This window comes from Pectobacterium cacticida, from assembly GCF_036885195.1.
In the GTDB taxonomy this organism is placed as follows: Bacteria; Pseudomonadota; Gammaproteobacteria; order Enterobacterales; family Enterobacteriaceae; genus Pectobacterium; species Pectobacterium cacticida.
In genome coordinates, this window is the sequence record NZ_CP133656.1 from 2,879,415 (window position 1) to 2,900,637 (window position 21,223).

The following is a 21,223-nucleotide window of genomic DNA, read 5'->3' on the forward strand; positions in this document are numbered from 1 at the left end:
TTCATTCTCTGGCGTAAGGGAAAGTCTAGCTAAATGAAGTTACATTCTGTGCAGGATGAGACGCGTCGTCCTGGCGAAGCCGTAGAAAGCGATCCTATTATCCCTGAAAACAGCGATCCCCGCAGTCGCCATGACGATCCATTATTAGATAGTCTCCTCATTCTTTGTACATTACAGGGTAAACCCGCCAGTCGCACCACGTTAACCGCTGGGCTCCCGCTCGCCAATCAACGCCTTCCAGTGAAGTTGCTGCCCAGAGCAGCGGCTCGCGCCGGTTTACAAGGCCGCGTGCTAAGGCGCCCACTGAATAAAATTCCAACGCTATCGCTGCCCGCAATGCTGTTATTACGTGAAGGGAGAGCGGCTATTTTACTAGGCTGGAATGACGATGGCAGTGCTCGTATTATGCCTAGCGAGACGGAAGGCGGGGAAATTACCGTCGAATACAATACATTACAGCAGCATTATCTCGGGCTGGTGATGTTTGCCCAGCCCCGTCATCAGTTTGACATTCAACATAACTCGTTGATTCCCAGAACTAAATCCTGGTTTAAAGATACACTAAAGCTCTCACGCTTTTTATATCTTGATGCCGTGCTCGCCAGTTTGCTGATTAATATCATTGCGCTGGCGACACCGTTATTTGTCATGAACGTATATGACCGTGTCGTGCCTAATCAGGCCACGGCAACATTATGGGTGCTGGCCATTGGTATCACTGGAGCGTTCATCTTTGATCTGATACTGAAATCCCTGCGTGGCCTCTGTTTGGATATGGCGGGGAAAAAAACGGACCTGATTATTTCCGCGACCTTATTTGAGCGGATTACCGGCATGTCGATGAAAGCCAGGCCCGCTCGTGTCGGCAGCTTTGCACAAAATATTCATGAATTCCAATCGCTCAGAGACTTCCTTTCTTCCTTAACGCTGGCCACGCTAATCGATATTCCTTTCACGCTATTACTTTTATTAGTCATCGGGATCATCGGCGGCCCGTTAGTGTGGATTTCCATACTCGCCTACCCTATCGCGTTATTAGCCAGTTGGGCCTTGCAGAAACCGCTCTCTGCCACCATTGAAAAAACGATGCACCTTGCCAGCGAACGCCAGGCAACATTGATTGAAACGCTTAGCGGTTTGGATGCAATAAAAGTAAACAACGCGGAAAGCGAACGCCAGCATCTGTGGGAACAGACAATTGGTAGCCTGAGCCGCTTAGAATTGCGCGTCAAGGCGCTGTCCTCTTTAGCCGTCAACCTGACATTATGGCTTCAGCAATTTGCCGGAGTCGCCATGATCGTCGCCGGCGTTTATCTGTTGATTAACGGTGAGCTTAGTATGGGCGGATTGATCGCCTGCTATATGTTAAATGGCCGGGCGCTGATGCCATTAGGTCAATTGTCGGGGCTGGTAAACCGTTACCAGCAGGCGCGTCTGACGATGGATACCACCGAACACATGATGCAATTGCCGCAAGAGCGCAGCGATAATGAACGCCCGCTTAAACGTGAAAGTATCCGTGGCAGCATTGAGTTTCGTGATGTGACCTTCAACTATCCCGATCAGAAAAACAGCTCGCTGCGAGGTATCAATCTCACGATCGCTCCCGGCGAGAAAATTGGCATTATCGGCCGCAGCGGTTCGGGCAAAAGTTCGCTGCAAAAGTTGATCGTTAACCTATACCAGCCTTCAACCGGCAATCTGTTGATTGATGGCGTCGATGCGCGGCAGTTGGACGTTAGTGATTTACGCCACAGCATCGGCTACGTGCCACAAGATATTCAATTGTTCAGCGGGACATTGCGCGATAATCTCATCAGCGGCGCACGCTACGTCGAAGATGAAGCCATGTTGCGGGCAGCAGAGATTGCCGGAGTAAATGAATTCGCCCGCCTCCACCCGGATGGTTATAATCTCCAAGTCGGTGAACGCGGTCAGCAACTTTCCGGCGGTCAGCGTCAGGCGGTGGCACTCGCCAGAGCACTATTGCTCGACCCTCCAATTCTCGTATTTGATGAACCCACCAGTTCCATGGATAACACCAGTGAGGACCTTCTCAAACGTACCTTAGCGCCCGTCATCGCCAATAAAACCCTGTTATTGGTGACCCATCGGGTATCCATGCTGGCGTTAGTCGATCGTTTGGTTATTTTTGATAAAGGCCGGATTATTGCCGATGGGCCAAAAGCCATCGTGATGGATGCCTTGAAGAAGGGGCAAATCAATGCGTCTCGCTAACATTGTTAAACGCATCCAACGCTATTTTGTCGGGGATGATTCGCGCGATAGTCTGCAAACGATGCCCGAAGTCAGCCGTGCGATGATCGAGGATTCCCCCAAAATTGTTCGTATCACGCTGTGGGCTATTGGCGCATTCTTTCTGTTTTTCTTTCTGTGGGCGGCGTTTGCCAATATTGATGAAGTCACTCACGGCGAGGGTAAGGCTATCCCCTCTTCCCGGTTGCAGAAAGTTCAAAACCTAGAGGGGGGGATTATCACGGAAGTCTTTATTCATGAGGGACAAGTCGTCAATGCTGGCGATCCTTTAATGCGCCTTGATGATACTCGCTTTGCCTCAAATGTAGGGGAAACGGAAGCCGATCGACTTTCATTATTGTCACGTATTGAACGCCTGAACGCTGAAATTAACGATCGGGATCTGGTGCTCTCGGAAGAAATTACCTCAAAAGCGCCGAAAATCGCCTTAGGAGAGAAAGAACTTTTTAACAGCCGTCGCCAGCAACTTCATAATGAGATATCCGGCCTGGAAGAACAGTTGATTCAGCGCCGTCAGGAATTAAGAGATTTCAACGCGAAGGAAATTCAATTCCGTAATAGTCTGGGGTTGCTCCAGCAAGAAATCAGAATGTCTGAACCGTTGATTGCCGAAGGCGCCATTTCTAAAGTAGAAGTTTTACGCTTGCGCCGTGCTGAGGTCGAAACACGCGGCCAACTTGATTCTATTAAGCTCTCAATTCCCCGAGCAGAATCTGCCATTAAAGAGATCGAGAATAAGATTGAGGAAACCCGTAGCCGTTACAAAAGCGAGGCGTTAGCCCAACTGAGTGAAGCACAGACTAACCTGAATAAAATTGAAGCAACGGGTAAGGCATTGGAAGACCGGGTGAACCGAACGTTAGTGGTTTCACCGGTTCGCGGTATTGTGCAGCAGGTTCTGGTGAACACCATCGGCGGCGTGATCCAGCCGGGTAGCGATCTGGTCGAGATTGTTCCGCTGGATGACAAACTTTTGGTTGAAGCCAAGATTCGGCCTAAAGATATCGCCTTTTTACACCCAGGCCAGAATGCCATCATAAAATTAACCGCCTATGACTACACTATTTACGGTGGCCTTAAAGGCCAGTTGGTACAAATTAGCCCGGATACCGTCACCGATAAGGAAGGCAACAGCTTTTATATTATTCGCTTACGCACTGATAAGAATTATTTAGGCACTGCCGAAAAACCGCTACTTATTATTCCGGGAATGGTGGCCTCCGTTGATATCATCACGGGGAAGAAAACGATTCTCAGCTATTTGTTAAAGCCAATTATTCGAGCAAAAGCAGAAGCGCTGCGGGAACGGTAGACAACCAGGCGCTCATTAGGGTGCTACCGTTTCACATATCAGCGATGTCCAGGTTGTGATAAATTTTTGTCTGACTTCGACCAGCAGCTTTAGCCTGGTACATGGCAAAATCGGCATTAATGGCCAATGTCAGAGAATCGGTGCCATGTTCCGGATACAGCGCAATGCCGATACTGCAAGAGATGTCCAACGTTTTGCCGTCGATTTCAAAAGGTTTGGTCATAGCTTTGTGGATCTTCTCCGCGACATAGAGGGTATTGCTAACTTCTTTAATGCCCTGAAGCAATATAATAAATTCATCCCCACTACGGCGATAGACGGTATCGGTATCCCGAACGGCACCGCGCATACGCGCCGCCGCCTCTTTGAGAAGTAAATCACCAACGGCATGGCCAAATGAATCATTTATCTGTTTAAACTTGTCAAGATCAAGAAACATTAGCGCAATCTTTCTACCGGTTTGTTTGGATGATTGGATCGCCTGTTCCATCTGTTCAGCAAACGTCAAACCATTTGCCAATGATGTTAATGAATCATAGTGCGCCAACTGCCGGTAGTGCTCTTCGCTACGCCGTAACATATCAATCGCGTGATAGCGCTCTATCGCAATTGCGATCAGCTGCGCCGATTTTTCAATTGAAAAAATTTCTGCTTCAGTCGGCGAATGTACTTTACGGTGGTAAACACTAAGTACGCCGACAATTTCTTTATTCTGTCCAATGATAGGTTCAGACCAGCAGGAGCGCAGCCCGGCATATAATGCTAACCCTTTATGTAATGCCCAATGCGGATGAACGGAAATATCATTAGTAATAACGCGCTTTCCGGTATAGGCCGCCGTACCATAAGAAGCAACGCCATCGGCAATTTTCACATTATGTATTGCATTTTTATAAAAACCCGGCAGGCTCGGCGCTGAACCAAGCGTCAAACATTTATTATCTTTATCAACGAGCAGGACGGAACAGACGATCCCTCCTGGATTCTTTTCCTCAATGCTGAAAATAATGGCATCAAGGATGTCTTTTAACGGTGCGCCACTTGACAACAGTTCTAAAGCGCGATTATACGAATTATCGTAATGTTCTTTGGATTTTCTTTCCGTAATATCCAACTTTATCCCGATATATTGGGTCGCATTACTGGTTTTGTTAAATATCTTAACAATATTGGCTTCTTCCCAATACAGTTGACCATCCTTGCGGCGGTTGACGAACTCGCCACTCCAGATATCACCTTTATTTATGGTCGACCAGAGATCTTCGTAGACGCTGGCGTTGGTCATACCTGAGTTAAATATATTGGTTTTTTTACCAATAACTTCATCTCGCGTATAGCCAGACATGACAATAAACTGACGATTAACATAGATGATTTCACAATTTTCATCAGCGATGATAATTGAGGCAGGACTATATTCCATCGCATAGAAAATCATTTTTAGGAAATCTTGTTTTTTCTGTTCATTTTTAAATTTTTGTTTGATTTTTCTATTTCTTACAGCAGAAAAAAATAACAATATCAACAGTGCAGTTATTATTATTTCATACACAATAACACTCTCCTCAGGCCCAAATGGTCCTGATCGTGCAAATCACAACGCTGATGACAAAAAATCCCGGTCACAACCCTCTTCCCGTCGATTTTTGGGGATGATGCATTTCCGGAGAGCAGAAAGGATAAAAGAAAAAATGCTCCATGAAACATGGCGTATTTAGCAACATAACAACGTCAGCATAAAGCCCTCGCATATAGCTGTGCGTAGATTAAAACAAACAATTCAAATGGCTAACTTAATGTAATAGTAGTAATGGTTTTAGTTATAAGCTTATCTAATAGAATTAGATAATATTCCTAAGGATACATAGCGATATATTCTGAACATCAATTTTTTGTAAGCAAATCAATTATACCAATAAGTATCATTGTTTTAATCATTGAAACCTATCAAAAAATGATTTTTGATCGCTAGCGGCAAACATTATATTTTTTTATCATTAAAAATCAAACAATTAATAATAAAAAAAAAGCATCGATAAATTTAGCGCGCGATTATATCGCGCATTGGATGATGCCACATGATGCGCTGTATTTTTCACCATTATTTTGAAATAATTAACCACAAAATTTATTTTTATCATCATAAAAAAACAATAATCAATAAAAACAAAGTATGAAATATCGAAAAAATAATTTTAGAAGACTATCCTATAGTGATATCGCTGTTCCTATGTGATACAACACTTTAGAGATTATAATGAATGAGTATAAAAGCAGGAGAGGTAATTCGTCAGTGAATCAATGCTTATAACAGCTTAAACAATACGTTATCGCTTATAAATCGAGTTTCAGCGCATCAAAATTTTCAAATGGTTGAGGCCGAGAGAGGTAGTATCCTTGGGCGGCATAAGCTTTTGACGCCTGAACAATGGCCCACTCTTCCTCTGTTTCTATCCCTTCAATCACCACAAAATTGCAAAAACGGGATAACAGGCCAATTAACGAATGAAACACCGCCTGTCCTTCACCACTTTGTTGCAGAAGAATAAACAGCTCGCGCGCGATTTTGATGCAATCATACTGAACCAGCATCAGTGATGAAAAATTCGCCATACCGCAGCCAAAGTCATCTAACCATAGTATTTGCGCCTCTGGAAGCCCGGTTAGTACTTCCTTGGACAACCCACCCAGGTTTTCGACTATTTCAAAACGGACCCACGGCATGGTTGCAATCAACCGTTTGGCTTCAAGGCAATCTTGTAGCGCCAATAGCGTCTTACCATCAATATTAAGTGATGCAAGAAGATCGTCGCGGACAAATCGACACTGCCACTTAGACAGTAGTTGCAGTTGTTCGACAATGATTGACAAACGGGTTTCAACATCAATATTGGCAAAATATTTTTCTGGTGAGATAAGCGTAGGTGGGACAGTAGGGGAAGAAACGGCGGTCAATAACTCAATAGCCATTAATCGGCCGGAGGTTCTATAAATGGGCTGAAAGGTATATTTTCGTTGGCAAAGGCGCCAGTTATCAACGCCCGATGGTTCCTCATGTCCCTGTTGGGGTGTCCCTGCACCAGCCTGATTAAGATGACTTTTCCGTTGCACGATGCGTTCCGCCATTACACTGACATTATGAGCAATGACGTTATAAGGGGATACATCGCCGTTGCCTCCCTATGCCACCTTTATCCGTAACACCGGCTATGTCCATGCTCAGTGATGTTACAAAACGGGTGGTTAAACTTCACAATGAATTCTCTATACAACCAAACACCGCCGTAGTAACCGACCAAAGCAGTCTAAAGCATACTCGTGAAAGCAATTTAACGAACAGATGATAATTTTACCTTTTAACTCTGCTATTTATGCTATCGACGCATGACGGAAAGATGCCCTAAGGCGACGTGTTAACCATTACACACACCGTTCCAGATACGGTATATCAGAATAGTTGGCGATATCTTCATCATCGATAAAGAGTTATACGTGTTTAAATTTGTCCTAATAGGTATAATCGGCGCCCGGTTTGTAAGGTAGAAAAACATCATGGCGTTACTCATCACCCATAAATGTATCAACTGCGATATGTGTGAACCCGAGTGTCCTAATCAGGCCATCTCTATGGGTATCGACATTTATGAAATTGACACTACACGCTGCACCGAGTGTGTTGGTCACTATGACACCCCAACGTGCCAGAAAGTCTGTCCGATCGACAACACGATCGTCAAAGATCCAAACCACGTTGAAGGTAATGAGCAATTGTGGGAAAAATATGTGCTGATACACCACGCCGACCAGATTTAAATAGGCAAGTACTGGCATTCAGTTTTCGATAATCACTGTCGCACAGGCGTAAAGCCTTTCGTCAGCCAGCGTCACATGGACATGTCTGACACCGATTTGTTCAGCCAACTCTGCTGCCTTTGCAATAAAGCGCAAATGTGGTTTCCCCAGCGCATCATTAAAGACCTCAAGCTGGTTGAAGCCAAGGCCGTTACGCATCCCCGTACCAAATGCTTTCGCGGCTGCCTCTTTCACAGCAAAACGCTTGGCGAGGAAACGGGCGGGATGCGGATGACGCCGATAATGCGCCCATTCATCATCCGTCAGAATGCGGCGCGCTAGCCGTTCGCCTGAACGCTCAATGATCGCATCAATGCGGGCGATCTCGACAATATCCGTGCCTATACCGAGAATCGCCATCAGCGACGTGCTTCCCGCATCAAACGCTTCATTTCGGCAACCGCCTCTTTTAGCCCATGCATCACCGCATATCCCATAATCGCATGCCCGATATTTAATTCGTGCATCTCCGGCAGCGCGGCGATCGGCTGAACATTATGATATGTCAACCCATGGCCCGCATTAACCTTGAGCCCTTGCGACGCGGCATAAGTCGCCGCATCGCGAATGCGCTCGAACTCCTGTTGACGCGTTTCATCATCAGGCGCATCGGCATACGCCCCAGTATGAATTTCTATAAAGGGGGCGCCACTGGCAACAGCGGCATCTATTTGCCGTTTATCTGCATCAATGAAGAGTGAAACCAGGATGTTAGCCTGACGGAGCCGGGCCACCGCGCTGTTGATTTTTTCCTGCTGCCCTGCCACATCCAGCCCCCCTTCGGTTGTCACCTCCTGGCGTTTTTCCGGTACCAGACAACAAAAGTGCGGCTGCACCGCACAGGCGATATTCAGCATTTCTTCCGTGACAGCCATTTCCAGATTCATACGAGTTTGTAGCGTTTCTCTTAGGATCCTGACATCACGATCCGTGATGTGACGGCGATCTTCACGTAAATGTACGGTAATACCATCTGCCCCGGCCTGTTCAGCGATAAACGCCGCTTGAACAGGATCGGGATATGCCGTTCCACGCGCGTTGCGCAGCGTGGCAATATGATCGATGTTAATGCCAAGCAGCAGTTCAGCCATAATAAATCCTCGATAAGGTTATGCATATTACGTGGCAGTTTACACTGATGTCGCTACGCGAGGGTACAGACAGTCGGGGATTATTCATCAGAAGACGTAGGTTTGAATAAATTAGCCGCAGGAACGAACTGGCGAAACAGTTCGCGGCTTTTCAACGGTTTCCCACCGAGATATGGCTTTAACGCGATGCGTGTAAAACGCTTTGCCGCCTTCAGCGTACCGCTATCAGGAAATTCACGCGACGCCAGCGAGCGTAACTCATGACCGGTAAAGCTTTTATTATCGACCACCAGACTGGCAATAAACCCTCTTTCTTCCCGATATTGGTAGGTCATGGTATCGGCAATCGGTTCACCACTTCCGGCACAATGCAAAAAATCAACGCCGTATCCTAAATAACCCAGCAACGCTAATTCAAAACGCCGCAATGCGGGTTCAGGAGAAGCCCCCTGCACAGCAAGCTGTTGTAAACAATGGAGATAATCGAAGAAAAGCGCGGAATAATTGGTTTCATGCTCCAACACGCGAGACAGCAGTTCATTCACGTATAAACCGCTGTAGAGCATCGAGCCCGTTAACGGCAACGCGAGGGAAACCGGCTCGGCGCTACGTAACGTTTTCACGTCTCCCCGCCCGCTCCAACGTACCAGCAATGGCGTAAAAGGCTGTAAACAGCCTTTCAGACTGGAGCGACGAGCTCGCGCGCCTTTAGCCAGTACGCGAACCCGTCCATCGCTTTCGCTAAATAAATCCAGCAAGAGACTCGTTTCACTATAAGGTCGTCCGTGTAAGACAAAGGCGCGTTGCCAGCCCTCCATCGGCATGAACCTTACAGGTCTTCACTATAACCCAGGCTACGCAGGGCGCGTTCATCATCTGCCCAACCGGATTTCACTTTTACCCACAGCTCAAGGTGCACTTTGGCTTCGAACATCTCTTCCATATCCTGACGAGACTCAATACCAATCGTTTTAATTTTGGCGCCTTTGTTGCCGATAACCATTTTCTTCTGACCTTCACGCTCGACCAGAATCAAGCCATTGATATCATAGCCGCCGCGTTCATTTGTCACAAACCGTTCAATTTCAACCGTCACCGAATAGGGCAATTCTTCACCGAGAAAACGCATCAATTTTTCACGAATAATTTCCGATGCCATAAAGCGCTGTGAGCGATCGGTAATGTAGTCTTCCGGGAAATGATGTATTGCCTGCGGTAAGTGTTTACGCACGATACCCGCTATCGTATCCACATTCGTGCCTTTCTCCGCGGAAATCGGAACGACGTCAAGGAAGTCCATCTGCTGGCTAAGGAACTGGATATGCGGCAGTAATTTGGTTTTGTCCGTGACATTATCAACTTTATTGATCGCCAGCAGCACCGGGAGTTTCTGGTCGCGCAGCTTGTTAAGCACCATTTCGTCATCGTCGTTCCAGTGCGTTCCTTCGACAACGAAAATGATCAATTCAACGTCACCGATTGAACTGCTGGCCGCACGGTTCATCAAGCGGTTAATCGCCCGTTTTTCTTCAATATGTAACCCCGGCGTATCCACATAAATGGCCTGATACGGCCCTTCCGTGTGAATGCCCATAATACGGTGCCGCGTCGTCTGGGGCTTACGTGAGGTAATGGAAATCTTCTGCCCCAGCAATTGATTCAGCAACGTGGATTTACCCACATTTGGTCGACCGACAATCGCGATAAAACCGCAGTGTGTTTGTACTTCGCTCATTCAAGCTCCAGTTTTTTCAACGCTTGTTCGGCGGCGGCCTGTTCAGCCTTCCGGCGGCTCGATCCTGTCCCGACGACCGACTCGCTAAACCCGCTCACCTGACAGTGAATAGTAAATTCCTGATCGTGCGCTTCTCCGCGCACCTGTACCACAAGATAAGTCGGTAACGGCAGGTGACGCCCTTGCAGGAATTCCTGCAACCGCGTTTTTGGATCTTTTTGCTTATCACCGGGGCTGATTTCCGCCAAACGCGTCTGATACCAGTTCAGAATCAAACGCTCGATCGTCTGGATATCGCTGTCTAAAAAAATGCCACCGATCAGCGCTTCAACCGTATCCGCCAAGATAGATTCACGGCGGAAACCACCGCTTTTTAATTCTCCAGGGCCCAGACGCAGACACTCGCCAAGCTCGAACTCTCGCGCCATTTCCGCCAGCGTATTCCCACGAACGAGAGTCGCTCGCATCCGGCTCATATCGCCTTCATCCACCTTAGGGAAGCGATGATAAAGCGCGTTGGCGATAACAAAGCTCAGGATAGAGTCACCCAGAAATTCAAGCCGTTCATTGTGTTTGCTGCTAGCGCTACGGTGCGTCAATGCCTGTAACAAAAGCTCATACTGCTGAAAAGTATAGCCCAGTTTTTTTTGTAACCGATTTATTAAGATGGGGTTCATGTGTTACCAATAGATCAACAATGCGTCAAAAACAGCAGCATACGGGACAGCCCTGCTTACTCAATTCAGACAAAACTGTTTCGTTTGCACTGGCTCCCACACGGGAGCCTGCCTTTCAACCCGCCATACGTCGCGTTGCCCGCTGGTTAGCATTGTGCAAACCACACGTTGTGTTCCGCAACCCTGATTATTTGGGCTCATTCTTTCAAAAAAACCACTCTGAAATATTCTACAACGGACCACGCTATAATGCTGCGGGATCTTGCGTAATTAATGAATACCGCCAATGCGACTCAACCGGACACCGGTTGGCCATTCACCTTCCTGCTTCTCAAAACTCATCCAGATTGCCGTGGCTTTACCGACCAGGTTTCTCTCTGGTACAAAGCCCCAATAGCGGCTATCCAGGCTGTTGTCACGGTTATCGCCCATCATAAAGTAGTTCCCGGCAGGAACCACCCATGTCGCAAGCTGCTGCTGAGGCTGTGAATAATAACTGCCAAGCTGATCCTGTTGCCCCGGAACTAAGAGAATGTTGTGTGTGACCGAACCTAATGATTCTTTACGCGTATCCAGCCGAACACCCTCTACACTATTATCATTAGCAGGCACCTGATAAAAACCACTGTGCGACCCTAATCCTGGCTGGTTAAAGGTCTGGACAAAATCACTAGGCTGAACATCACTATAGGTAACGGGCAGTGCCGTATCGCAATCCTGTTGGCCCTGACAGGATGGATAAATTGTCACCTGCTTGGTCATCGGGTTATAGCTGATTCGGTCGCCCGGTAGCCCAACAACGCGCTTGATGAAGTCCACCTTAGGGTCGGAGGGGTATTTAAACACCGCCACATCGCCTCGTTTCGGATGACCGGTTTCAATCAGCGTTTTTTGTGTGAAGGGCTCTTTAATGCCATAGGCAAATTTTTCCACCAGGATAAAATCACCGATCAATAGTGTCGGCATCATCGAGCCGGAGGGAATTTGAAACGGCTCATAAATAAATGAGCGCACGACCAATACCAACGCAACGACGGGGAATATGGAAGCCACGGTTTCAATCCAGCCAGGTTGCTCAGGCGCTTTCGAAGAAACGGCGCCGTCAGCCAGCTCGTTACCGCGTGTTGCGGCAAATTTTTCGCGGCGTGCCGGTGCCCAGACAAAGCGTTCTAAACACCAGACGATCCCCGTGACTAATGTCACCACTGCCAGAATTACGGCAAACATATTGGCCATGCCAACTCCTCAGAATTTATTTACTGTCTTTGCCGACGTGTAAAATCGCCAGAAACGCTTCTTGCGGTAGCTCAACGTTACCCACCTGCTTCATCCGTTTCTTACCTTCTTTCTGTTTCTGCAACAGTTTCTTTTTGCGGCTAACGTCACCGCCATAACACTTCGCCAGCACGTTTTTACGCAATTGCTTGACCGTAGAACGCGCAATAATGTGGTTGCCGATCGCTGCCTGAATAGCGATATCAAATTGCTGACGCGGGATCAGTTCTTTCATTTTCTCAACGAACTCCCGACCCCGATATTGTGAATTGTCACGGTGTGTGATCAGCGCCAAGGCATCGACGCGCTCATTATTGATTAACACATCGACTCGCACCATGTCCGATGCCTGAAAGCGTTTGAAACTGTAATCTAACGAGGCATAGCCGCGAGATGTCGATTTCAGTCGATCGAAGAAATCGAGTACCACTTCAGCCATTGGGATCTCATACGTCAACGCGACCTGGTTACCGTGATACACCATGTTCGTTTGCACCCCGCGCTTCTCGATACATAGGGTAATCACATTACCCAAATATTCCTGCGGCAGCAGCATATGACATTCGGCAATCGGTTCGCGCAATTCCTGAATATTATTCAGAGGCGGCAACTTAGACGGGCTATCAACATAAATGATCTCTTTCGCCGTTGTTTCTATTTCATACACCACCGTCGGCGCCGTTGTGATCAGTTCCAGATCGTACTCACGCTCAAGACGTTCCTGGATGATCTCCATGTGCAACAACCCCAGGAAACCACAGCGGAAGCCAAAGCCCAGCGCGGTAGAGCTTTCAGGTTCATAAAATAGCGAAGCGTCATTAAGACTGAGTTTACCCAACGCATCGCGAAAGGCCTCGTAGTCATCGGAGCTAATCGGGAACAATCCGGCATACACCTGCGGTTTGACTTTTTTAAAGCCCGGCAACGCCTTTTCAGCCGGTTGACGCGCCAGCGTCAGCGTATCCCCTACCGGGGCGCCCAAAATATCTTTGATGGCGCAAACCAGCCAGCCAACTTCCCCACATTGCAACACATCACGGTCTATCCGCTTTGGGGTAAAAATCCCGAGGCGGTCAGCGTTATACACCTGCCCTGTGCTCATCACTTTTATTTTGTCGCCTTTACGCATAGTACCGTTCTTTATGCGCACCAACGACACCACGCCGAGGTAATTATCAAACCAGGAGTCGATAATCAGCGCCTGTAGTGGCGCATCGGGATTACCTTCCGGTGGTGGAATATCTCGCACCAGCCGTTCCAGAACATCCGGCACGCCGATCCCGGTTTTCGCGGAACACCGCACGGCATCGGTAGCGTCAATTCCTACAATGTCTTCAATTTCCTGAGCAACACGATCTGGATCGGCGGCAGGCAAATCAATTTTATTCAGAACGGGCACCACTTCCAGATTCATATCCAGCGCGGTATAGCAGTTAGCCAGCGTTTGAGCCTCAACCCCCTGCCCGGCATCCACAACCAGCAACGCCCCTTCACAGGCAGCAAGCGAGCGGGAAACTTCATAAGAGAAATCAACGTGCCCAGGCGTATCAATGAAATTTAACTGGTAGGTTTTACCGTCCTGCGCATGATAATCCAACGTCACGCTCTGCGCTTTAATCGTGATCCCTCGCTCACGCTCCAGATCCATGGAATCCAGCACTTGCGCCGCCATTTCACGTTCGGTTAAGCCACCGCAAATCTGGATGATTCGGTCCGACAACGTCGATTTACCATGGTCGATATGGGCAATAATGGAGAAATTTCGTATATGCTTCATTATAAAAATTTTTCTACCTTGATATTCCTGAAATTCTTGCCGATGGGGATGCGCATGGGTGAAAACACTCGCGATGTTATTCCACCTGAGTCGCAGCATTCTACATGCGAGAGGCCTGAAAACCTAGTCATGTCCAATGCATTCCCTTTGATTATGACGGTTTTACTGGGAATAACAGAACAACAAAGGGAAAGCAGAGAATAAAGTGTCATTACGTGGTGGACATCGTAACGAAAAATAACAAACTCGCGGAAAAAATTGCGATATCACACGATGTCACGACAGATAAATGGGTCAATTTTGCAAGAATGTACCAGGCAAGGCAATTTGCAGGATAACGGGCTCGTAGCGCTTGTGTTTACTCAATTGTTTCGCCCAACGCTGCACGCCAATAAACGCCAACCCGCCGCCGAGCAGCGCCCCCACAACGGCAGCCAAATCGGTGGCGAAAAACATTTGACACATCACTGCGCCAAGCAACATTCCGATAAGCGGAACAATATAAACCAGAACAGCGGAAAACAATAACCGCCCTTCAGAAATACCCAATTCCACTTTTTGCCCTGCGTCTAAGGGCCGATCATAAGAAACATACAGCGTATTTTCAGCAGAAAGCCCAAGCTGGCTTAACAAGCCGGTGCCGCACGATGAGCGAGATTTACAGGTGCCGCAACCTGCGCTTGGTTCGCAGCGTAGCTCCGCGACACCATCCTGCCATGACACTACTGTTGCCCATTCTTTGATCATGGCTGCTCCTTGAAAACAAGGCTATCCGCTACGCGTTTAGCGGTAGCCGGGGGAATATCGCCAACGACGGTAATCTCGCGATTAGCTCTCACGGCAGTATAAATAGCGCGTCGCCCGGTGAGCAAAGATTGCTCCTGACTCACATCGGTAGAGGGACTGACATTAATGGAAAAGCTGAATAAACCATCGCTATACAGGCGTGTTTCAATCGGAGTCGCTGAACCTGGCAACGTTTTTTTGCTGGATGAAACCACCTTCATTCCTGCAGGCAACCATTTTGGTTCCCAGGTAAATTCCTGTTTTTCAACGACCGGACTCGGTAATACGGGAGGGAGTCTACTCGCTTCTAGCGGGCGCATCACGTTGACTATATCATCGTCAACAATCAACGAGGTCGCTAAAAATTGCTCTAACCGTTTGTCGCCATTTCTATCTTGTAAATCAATACGTAAGGGAAGTCTTGATTCCGCATCGATCCATACGGTGTAGCTGTAACGGGAACCATCGCGCGAAATTACCCGGATACCGGACGCCAAACGATCGGCAATGCGCACCCGTCCATCAGCAGGGATAAAGTCATAATAGGGTGACAGTTTTTCGAAATCAGCAAAGGCCAAAGAAGGAAGAGAATCGACGATATGATCGCTGGCAAGCGTAAACGGCTCAAACCCTGGGTCGAAATAGCTGACCTCATTACCACGTTGAACAATTTCGCGCCGGGGGCCATCCATAAAGAGTAACTGCGCCAGAGAGCGATGGTTAACCTGCGCATGGCGATAGCGCACCGACTCAAATCCCTGCGGGGTAATATTGATAAATGAAATTTCGTAATTAAGAGAACGCACGGCGCTACTCATCTCTCGTAACAAAACTTCCGGCTCTACATCCTGAGCCGGAACAAACGTAGAATAAAATAGGCCACTAATGAGCAAACAGACAACAGACCAGACACGCTTCATTATTGGGGCTGAGTTCCTAATGATTGCGTACCGGGAACCTGGATTGCCGCCTGCTGATCGCTTTGCGGCAAAGTGTGTTCCACATGTAGTCGCCGCTGTAGTTCATAGTCCTGCAAAATCGCGTTAAGGCGACTACGTTGGATATCGAATCTCTGTTGACCATTGTGAGGGGCAGCATTTTCTGACGGCACCCCCAAGCTTACCGGAGAAGCCGTCCCCATGGCGGGTAACGTACTGAATATACCGGATTCCATCGTATGTTCTTCAGGGGCATCGCCCTGCTGGTAATTTTGCACGCCGACAATCACCGCTAAAGAGACGCAAGCAGCGACCCCAATTTGCGTTAGCTGACTACCCCATGGACGAATTCTGTGCCAAAACGGCATTTTCATCCACTCAGTGGGCCGAGGCTGGGATTCAGGTTGCGCTTGAGGAACCAGGCGTACAGGTTCTTTTTCGATGGCAGCGGCAACACGCGACGCGATATCCAGATGAAGCACTTGTTCACTGACATCCCCGCGCAATGTATCACGAATTAGATGATAACTTTGCCAACTTTGCTGCAACGCGTCATCCCGAGACAGCACGTTTAATAGTTCGGAATCTACAGCCTCGCCATCCATTAAAGCGGAAAGTTTCTCTCTCTGCATACCGACACCCTTACCTTGTCAAATCCATCATTAGTCATGCGGATAGCTGAAAACACTGCTAGCGCTGAATAAGCGGTTGTACTTTATTATCAATAGCTTCCCGCGCCCTAAAGATACGAGAACGCACTGTACCAACGGGACAATCCATGATCGCGGCGATCTCTTCGTAACTTAAACCATCCAATTCACGCAGCGTAATCGCTAAACGCAAATCTTCCGGCAAGGACTCAATAGTGCGGAAGACAATGTTTCGTAATTCCTCTGACAGCATTAAATTCTCGGGGTTCGATATTTCTTTCAGCGCCCCGGCATTTTCATAGTTTTCCGCATCATTGGCGTCGATGTCGCTGGAGGGCGGGCGGCGCCCCTGAGCGACCAGATAATTCTTAGCCGTATTCACCGCGATACGATACAGCCATGTATAAAATGCACTATCGCCGCGGAATGACTCTAACGCACGATAAGCTTTAATAAACGATTCTTGTACCACATCCGCTACATCCCCGGGGGGAACATATCTCGATACCAGATTCGCCACTTTATGCTGATAACGAACGACCAACAAGTTAAACGATTTTTGATCGCCTTTTTGGACTCGCTCGACCAGAATTCGATCTGCCAGTTGCTCGCTCATCCGCGGTAATCTCTACTCAAATCGTTCTCCACACGCAAAATAGTACGGCCAGCTATATAAGTCATATTTAGAGCAAGCTCCCAGTTAGAGCTAAAATGTCTGATAAAGTTCCGGATTAGCGTTGTTCTTTCGCTCAACACGGCAACTCATCTCTGCGATATGCGCCATCGCATCGTTTTTCTGAGAGTCTACGCCTTCATCTGAGCCTCAACGATTTTCCGAGGATAATACGATAAATCCTCGGTATTCGCACGATCCCCCAACCTCTTCAATCACTTATTTATCACCACGCTTAGGGGCAAAAACCCATACAGCAATCCATCATTGAATGCTACCATCGGAATTCCTCTTCTTTCTCATCCACGACTTGACCATGCAAAAGACCACTGAATACATCTGTGATGTTTTAATCATTGGCAGCGGCGCTGCCGGGCTTTCACTGGCTCTGCGTCTGGCTTCTCAGGCCAACGTAACCGTGTTAAGCAAAGGTCCGCTTAACGAAGGTGCGACGTTTTATGCACAGGGCGGCATCGCCGCCGTTTTTGACGAAACCGATACGATTGACTCACATATCGAAGATACCCTCATCGCCGGTGACGGCCTGTGCGATCGCGATGCCGTTGAATTTATCGCCAGCAATGCCAAGCATTGTGTGCAATGGCTTATCGAACAAGGCGTGCTATTTGATACCGAAACCAGTAGTACTGGCAAGGAACGCTATCACCTCACACGTGAAGGCGGGCATAGTCATCGACGCATTCTGCATGCCGCTGATGCGACCGGAAAAGAAGTGGAAAACACGCTGGTGCAAAAGGCGCTATCCCACCCGAATATTCGCATTATGGAACGCTGTAACGCCGTCGATTTGATCACGTCTAATAAATTGGGTCTACCTGGAACGCGTCGCGTTGTCGGCGCTTATATCTGGAACCGAGAGCAAGAGCGTGTAGAAGCGTGCCAGGCCAAAACCGTGGTTCTGGCGACGGGCGGTGCCTCTAAAGTTTATCAATATACCACCAACCCCGATATTTCCTCCGGCGATGGCATCGCTATGGCCTGGCGCGCAGGTTGCCGGGTAGCGAACCTGGAATTCAACCAGTTTCACCCGACCTGTCTGTTTCACCCACAGGCGCGAAATTTTCTGCTAACGGAAGCGCTGCGTGGTGAAGGCGCCTATCTTAAACGTCCCGATGGCTCACGCTTTATGCCCGATTTTGATGCCAGAGGCGAATTAGCGCCACGTGATGTTGTCGCCAGAGCCATCGATCATGAAATGAAACGCCTTGGCGCTGATTGTATGTATCTGGATATCAGCCATAAACCCGAAGCATTCATCAAACAGCATTTCCCTACCATTGATGAGAAACTGCGTTCTCTCGGTATCGATCTTACACAAGAACCGATCCCTATCGTCCCTGCCGCGCACTATACCTGCGGCGGCGTGTTGGTCGATAGACACGGACGTACCGATCTGGACGGTCTCTATGCAATTGGTGAAGTCAGCTATACCGGTTTGCATGGCGCAAATCGCATGGCATCTAACTCATTACTTGAGTGTCTGGTTTATGGTTGGTCAGCCGCCGAGGACATTTTGCAGCGCTTGCCGCACATCAACGCGGTGAAAAAATTGCCAGAGTGGGATGAGAGCCAGGTCGACAACTCCGATGAACAGGTGGTAATCCAACATAATTGGCATGAATTGCGTTTGTTTATGTGGGATTACGTTGGGATCGTGCGAACGACTAAGCGACTAGAACGAGCGCAGCACCGCATCCATCTGCTTCAACAGGAAATCAACGAATACTACGCCCACTTCCGTATCTCTAATAATTTGCTGGAGCTGCGTAATCTGGTGCAGGTCGCCGAGCTTATCGTCCGCTGCGCGCTAGACAGAAAAGAAAGCCGCGGGCTGCATTACACGCTGGACTACCCAGAAAAATTAACCACGCCGAAACCAACCATTCTGGTGCCTTAAATGGTAGAAACATGGCAGGCGCGGCGATCATGCGTCTGCCACTCACATAAAGAGATAAAAATCTTTCGTCAACTGCTGAAATTCTGCCGAATAACGCTTTTCCGCATCACGGATTGCCAAAAGTGTGGAGTGTGTACTTTGTCTTTCCTGCCGAGACAGCGCCAATAAAACGCGATGAGCGGGTTTCTCTTTATATTCCGCTACGCGAAGCTGTTGCTGAACGAACCAACGCTGTTGACGCGCCAGTGGAATAAAATAATCCGCTACCTGTATGGGGAGCACCACGCAGAAAAGACCTTCAGGTATCAGTAGTTGATGAGCACAACGTAATAGCGTTTCATGCGTCAAGGTGAGGGTGTGGCGAGCTTGATCACGCGCCGTAGATTCGCACGCGACCCCCGGCGGGAAATAAGGCGGGTTACACACAATCAATGAGTAATCAGCGGTGCGTAGCGCAGCGAAACTCGCAATATCCTCAGCATAAACCGTTATTCTGTCGGCCCAGGGCGAAGCGATGATATTTTCTTTTGCCTGCTGGCTGGCGGCGTAGTCCAGTTCGACGGCATCAATTTTAATATGCGATTCAGTCCGTTGCGCAAGCATCAACGCGAGAAGACCGGAACCGCTGCCGATATCCAATATCCGCGTAGCGGAAGATATCGGGGTCCAGGAGCCGAGCAAAATAGCGTCAGTGCCAACCTTCATCGCACAACGATCGTGCGCCACGAAGAATTGTTTGAAGGTAAATCCATCTCGACGCAATGTCAGTTTATTATCAGACTGATAGCTCATGAAAATAAGATTCCGCAGACAAACCACAGCAGCATAGGCGAAATATCCCTGTAGGGAAAGTGAGGCAGTCTACTTAAACAGATGAAGAAACCGGGCGATCCGTCTATAATCGGCGCCTCAAATAGAGGTAGACCATGACTGTAACCAATTTTTCCGAGCTCGATCTTGATGAAAGCCTGTTAGACGTCCTACGTGATATGGGTTATGAACGTCCAACCGCGATCCAGGCAGAAGCCATTCCTCCAGCGATGGAAGGCCGTGACGTACTCGGCTCAGCGCCAACGGGCACCGGTAAAACCGCTGCCTACCTGCTGCCAGTTTTGCAGCATCTTATCGATTTCCCTCGTAAAAAATCGGGTCCACCCCGTATTCTGATCCTGACACCAACGAGAGAGCTTGCCATGCAGGTCGCCGATCAGGCGCGAGCGTTCGCCGCACATACGCACCTGGATATTGCTACCATCACCGGCGGTGTCGCCTATATGAACCACGCTGAGGTGTTCAGCGAAAATCAGGATGTCGTTGTTGCGACGACAGGCCGTTTGCTGCAATACATTAAAGAAGAAAACTTCGATTGCCGCGCGGTCGAGACGCTAATTCTGGATGAAGCGGACAGAATGTTGGACATGGGCTTCGCGCAGGATATTGAACATATCGCAGGGGAGACCCGCTGGCGCAAGCAAACGTTGCTGTTTTCTGCAACGCTAGAAGGAAATGCGATCAAAGATTTCGCCGAGCGCCTACTGAACGAACCGGTTGAAATTGAAGCCGATCCATCACGACGGGAACGCAAAAAGATTCTGCAATGGTATTACCGCGCTGACGATGTCACGCATAAAACGGCGCTGCTCTGCCACCAGTTAAAACAGCCGGACGTTACACGTTCTATTGTGTTCGTACGTAAACGTGAACGTGTGCACGAGCTGGTAGCCTGGTTGCATGAAGCGGGAATACACGCCTGCTACCTCGAAGGTGAAATGGTACAGGCCAAACGTAATGAAGCGATCAAACGTCTGAGCGAGGGTCGCGTTAACGTGCTGGTAGCCACAGATATTGCGGCACGCGGCATTGATATCGATGATGTGAGTCACGTTTTTAATTTCGATTTACCGCGCACGGCGGATACTTACCTTCACCGTATTGGGCGCACCGGTCGCGCGGGCCGTAAAGGCTGTGCGATATCCTTCGTTGAAGCGCACGACCATTTATTATTAGGGAAGATCAGCCGTTACCTGAATGAACCGCTAAAACCCCGCATCATTGAGGAGCTCCGTCCAACGACCAAAGCACCGAAAGCCAGCACAACAGGTAAACCGTCGAAAAAAGTGCTTGCGATGCGAAAAGAGAAAAAACAGAAGGAAAAAGAAAAGGTTAAAGTTAAGGTTCGCCAGCGCGATCGTAAAAACATTGGCAAGCGCCGCCAACCCGCGCAGAAAGCAGACACCTCATCGAATCAATAAAATTTGATCG

General features: G+C 48.4%; 19 protein-coding genes. 5 read left to right on the top strand and 14 right to left on the bottom strand.

From position 1 onward, the window contains the following. The first annotated feature begins 33 nt into the window (after window positions 1-33). On the top strand, window positions 34-2,238 hold the full coding sequence (locus RFN81_RS13205) for a type I secretion system permease/ATPase (RefSeq protein ID WP_264496268.1): 2,205 nt from the start codon (window positions 34-36) through the stop codon (window positions 2,236-2,238). Further along, window positions 2,225-3,589: an HlyD family type I secretion periplasmic adaptor subunit gene (locus tag RFN81_RS13210; RefSeq protein ID WP_264496269.1), complete on the top strand. Its 1,365-nt coding sequence runs from the start codon at window positions 2,225-2,227 to the stop codon at window positions 3,587-3,589. The genes RFN81_RS13205 and RFN81_RS13210 overlap by 14 nt, the downstream gene beginning before the upstream one ends. Before the next feature lie 31 nt (window positions 3,590-3,620). On the opposite strand, the gene RFN81_RS13215 is transcribed toward RFN81_RS13210, so the two are convergent. After that, window positions 3,621-5,141 carry a sensor domain-containing protein gene (locus RFN81_RS13215; protein WP_264496270.1) on the bottom strand — a complete coding sequence of 507 codons (1,521 nt, stop codon included), beginning with the start codon at window positions 5,139-5,141 and terminating at the stop codon, window positions 3,621-3,623. Window positions 5,142-5,923: 782 nt separating this feature from the next. Then, window positions 5,924-6,715 carry a cyclic-guanylate-specific phosphodiesterase gene (gene pdeH, locus RFN81_RS13220; protein ID WP_264496271.1) on the bottom strand — a complete coding sequence of 264 codons (792 nt, stop codon included), beginning with the start codon at window positions 6,713-6,715 and terminating at the stop codon, window positions 5,924-5,926. Window positions 6,716-7,141: 426 nt separating this feature from the next. Here pdeH and RFN81_RS13225 point away from each other — a divergent pair, with 426 nt between their 5' ends. Next, window positions 7,142-7,402 carry a YfhL family 4Fe-4S dicluster ferredoxin gene (locus RFN81_RS13225; RefSeq protein ID WP_264496272.1) on the top strand — a complete coding sequence of 87 codons (261 nt, stop codon included), beginning with the start codon at window positions 7,142-7,144 and terminating at the stop codon, window positions 7,400-7,402. Window positions 7,403-7,420: 18 nt separating this feature from the next. On the opposite strand, the gene acpS is transcribed toward RFN81_RS13225, so the two are convergent. From acpS to rpoE, 11 genes are all read right to left on the bottom strand, one after another. Next, on the bottom strand, window positions 7,421-7,801 hold the full coding sequence (acpS, locus tag RFN81_RS13230) for a holo-ACP synthase (RefSeq protein WP_264496273.1): 381 nt from the start codon (window positions 7,799-7,801) through the stop codon (window positions 7,421-7,423). After that, the gene (gene pdxJ / locus RFN81_RS13235; protein WP_264496274.1) at window positions 7,801-8,532 is read right to left on the bottom strand and encodes a pyridoxine 5'-phosphate synthase; all 732 of its coding nucleotides are present in this window, start codon (window positions 8,530-8,532) and stop codon (window positions 7,801-7,803) included. The genes acpS and pdxJ overlap by 1 nt, the downstream gene beginning before the upstream one ends. 80 nt (window positions 8,533-8,612) lie before the next feature. Continuing rightward, window positions 8,613-9,350: a DNA repair protein RecO gene (gene recO, locus RFN81_RS13240; RefSeq protein WP_264496275.1), complete on the bottom strand. Its 738-nt coding sequence runs from the start codon at window positions 9,348-9,350 to the stop codon at window positions 8,613-8,615. A gap of 11 nt (window positions 9,351-9,361) precedes the next feature. After that, the gene (gene era / locus RFN81_RS13245) at window positions 9,362-10,267 is read right to left on the bottom strand and encodes a GTPase Era (protein ID WP_264496276.1); all 906 of its coding nucleotides are present in this window, start codon (window positions 10,265-10,267) and stop codon (window positions 9,362-9,364) included. Further along, on the bottom strand, window positions 10,264-10,944 hold the full coding sequence (rnc, locus tag RFN81_RS13250; protein WP_264496277.1) for a ribonuclease III: 681 nt from the start codon (window positions 10,942-10,944) through the stop codon (window positions 10,264-10,266). The genes era and rnc overlap by 4 nt, the downstream gene beginning before the upstream one ends. 270 nt (window positions 10,945-11,214) lie before the next feature. Continuing rightward, window positions 11,215-12,180, bottom strand: a complete 966-nt coding sequence (gene lepB, locus RFN81_RS13255) for a signal peptidase I (protein ID WP_264496278.1) — start codon at window positions 12,178-12,180, stop codon at window positions 11,215-11,217. Between the two features lie 16 nt (window positions 12,181-12,196). Beyond that, on the bottom strand, window positions 12,197-13,996 hold the full coding sequence (gene lepA / locus RFN81_RS13260) for a translation elongation factor 4 (RefSeq protein WP_264496279.1): 1,800 nt from the start codon (window positions 13,994-13,996) through the stop codon (window positions 12,197-12,199). Between the two features lie 294 nt (window positions 13,997-14,290). Further along, complete coding sequence (gene rseC / locus RFN81_RS13265) at window positions 14,291-14,743, bottom strand: SoxR-reducing system protein RseC (protein ID WP_264496280.1); 453 nt, start codon at window positions 14,741-14,743, stop codon at window positions 14,291-14,293. Further along, window positions 14,740-15,702, bottom strand: coding sequence for a sigma-E factor regulatory protein RseB (gene rseB / locus RFN81_RS13270; RefSeq protein ID WP_264496281.1), 963 nt, complete (start codon window positions 15,700-15,702; stop codon window positions 14,740-14,742). Before rseB ends, rseC begins: the two co-directional genes overlap by 4 nt. Next, window positions 15,702-16,352, bottom strand: a complete 651-nt coding sequence (gene rseA / locus RFN81_RS13275; protein ID WP_264496282.1) for an anti-sigma-E factor RseA — start codon at window positions 16,350-16,352, stop codon at window positions 15,702-15,704. Before rseA ends, rseB begins: the two co-directional genes overlap by 1 nt. A 58-nt stretch (window positions 16,353-16,410) precedes the next feature. Continuing rightward, window positions 16,411-16,986, bottom strand: a complete 576-nt coding sequence (gene rpoE / locus RFN81_RS13280) for an RNA polymerase sigma factor RpoE (RefSeq protein ID WP_264496283.1) — start codon at window positions 16,984-16,986, stop codon at window positions 16,411-16,413. A 373-nt stretch (window positions 16,987-17,359) separates the two neighbouring features. On the opposite strand from rpoE, the gene nadB reads away from it, so the two are divergent. After that, window positions 17,360-18,961 (top strand): L-aspartate oxidase, encoded by a 1,602-nt coding sequence (gene nadB, locus RFN81_RS13285; RefSeq protein WP_264496284.1) that lies wholly within the window; start codon window positions 17,360-17,362, stop codon window positions 18,959-18,961. A gap of 42 nt (window positions 18,962-19,003) precedes the next feature. Here the strand turns inward: nadB and trmN are convergent, their stop codons facing one another. Beyond that, window positions 19,004-19,753 (bottom strand): tRNA(1)(Val) (adenine(37)-N(6))-methyltransferase TrmN, encoded by a 750-nt coding sequence (trmN, locus tag RFN81_RS13290; RefSeq protein ID WP_264496285.1) that lies wholly within the window; start codon window positions 19,751-19,753, stop codon window positions 19,004-19,006. A gap of 134 nt (window positions 19,754-19,887) precedes the next feature. On the opposite strand from trmN, the gene srmB reads away from it, so the two are divergent. Beyond that, entirely contained in the window at window positions 19,888-21,213 is a 1,326-nt protein-coding gene (gene srmB / locus RFN81_RS13295) for an ATP-dependent RNA helicase SrmB (RefSeq protein WP_264496286.1), read from the top strand. Window positions 21,214-21,223 lie beyond the last annotated feature (10 nt).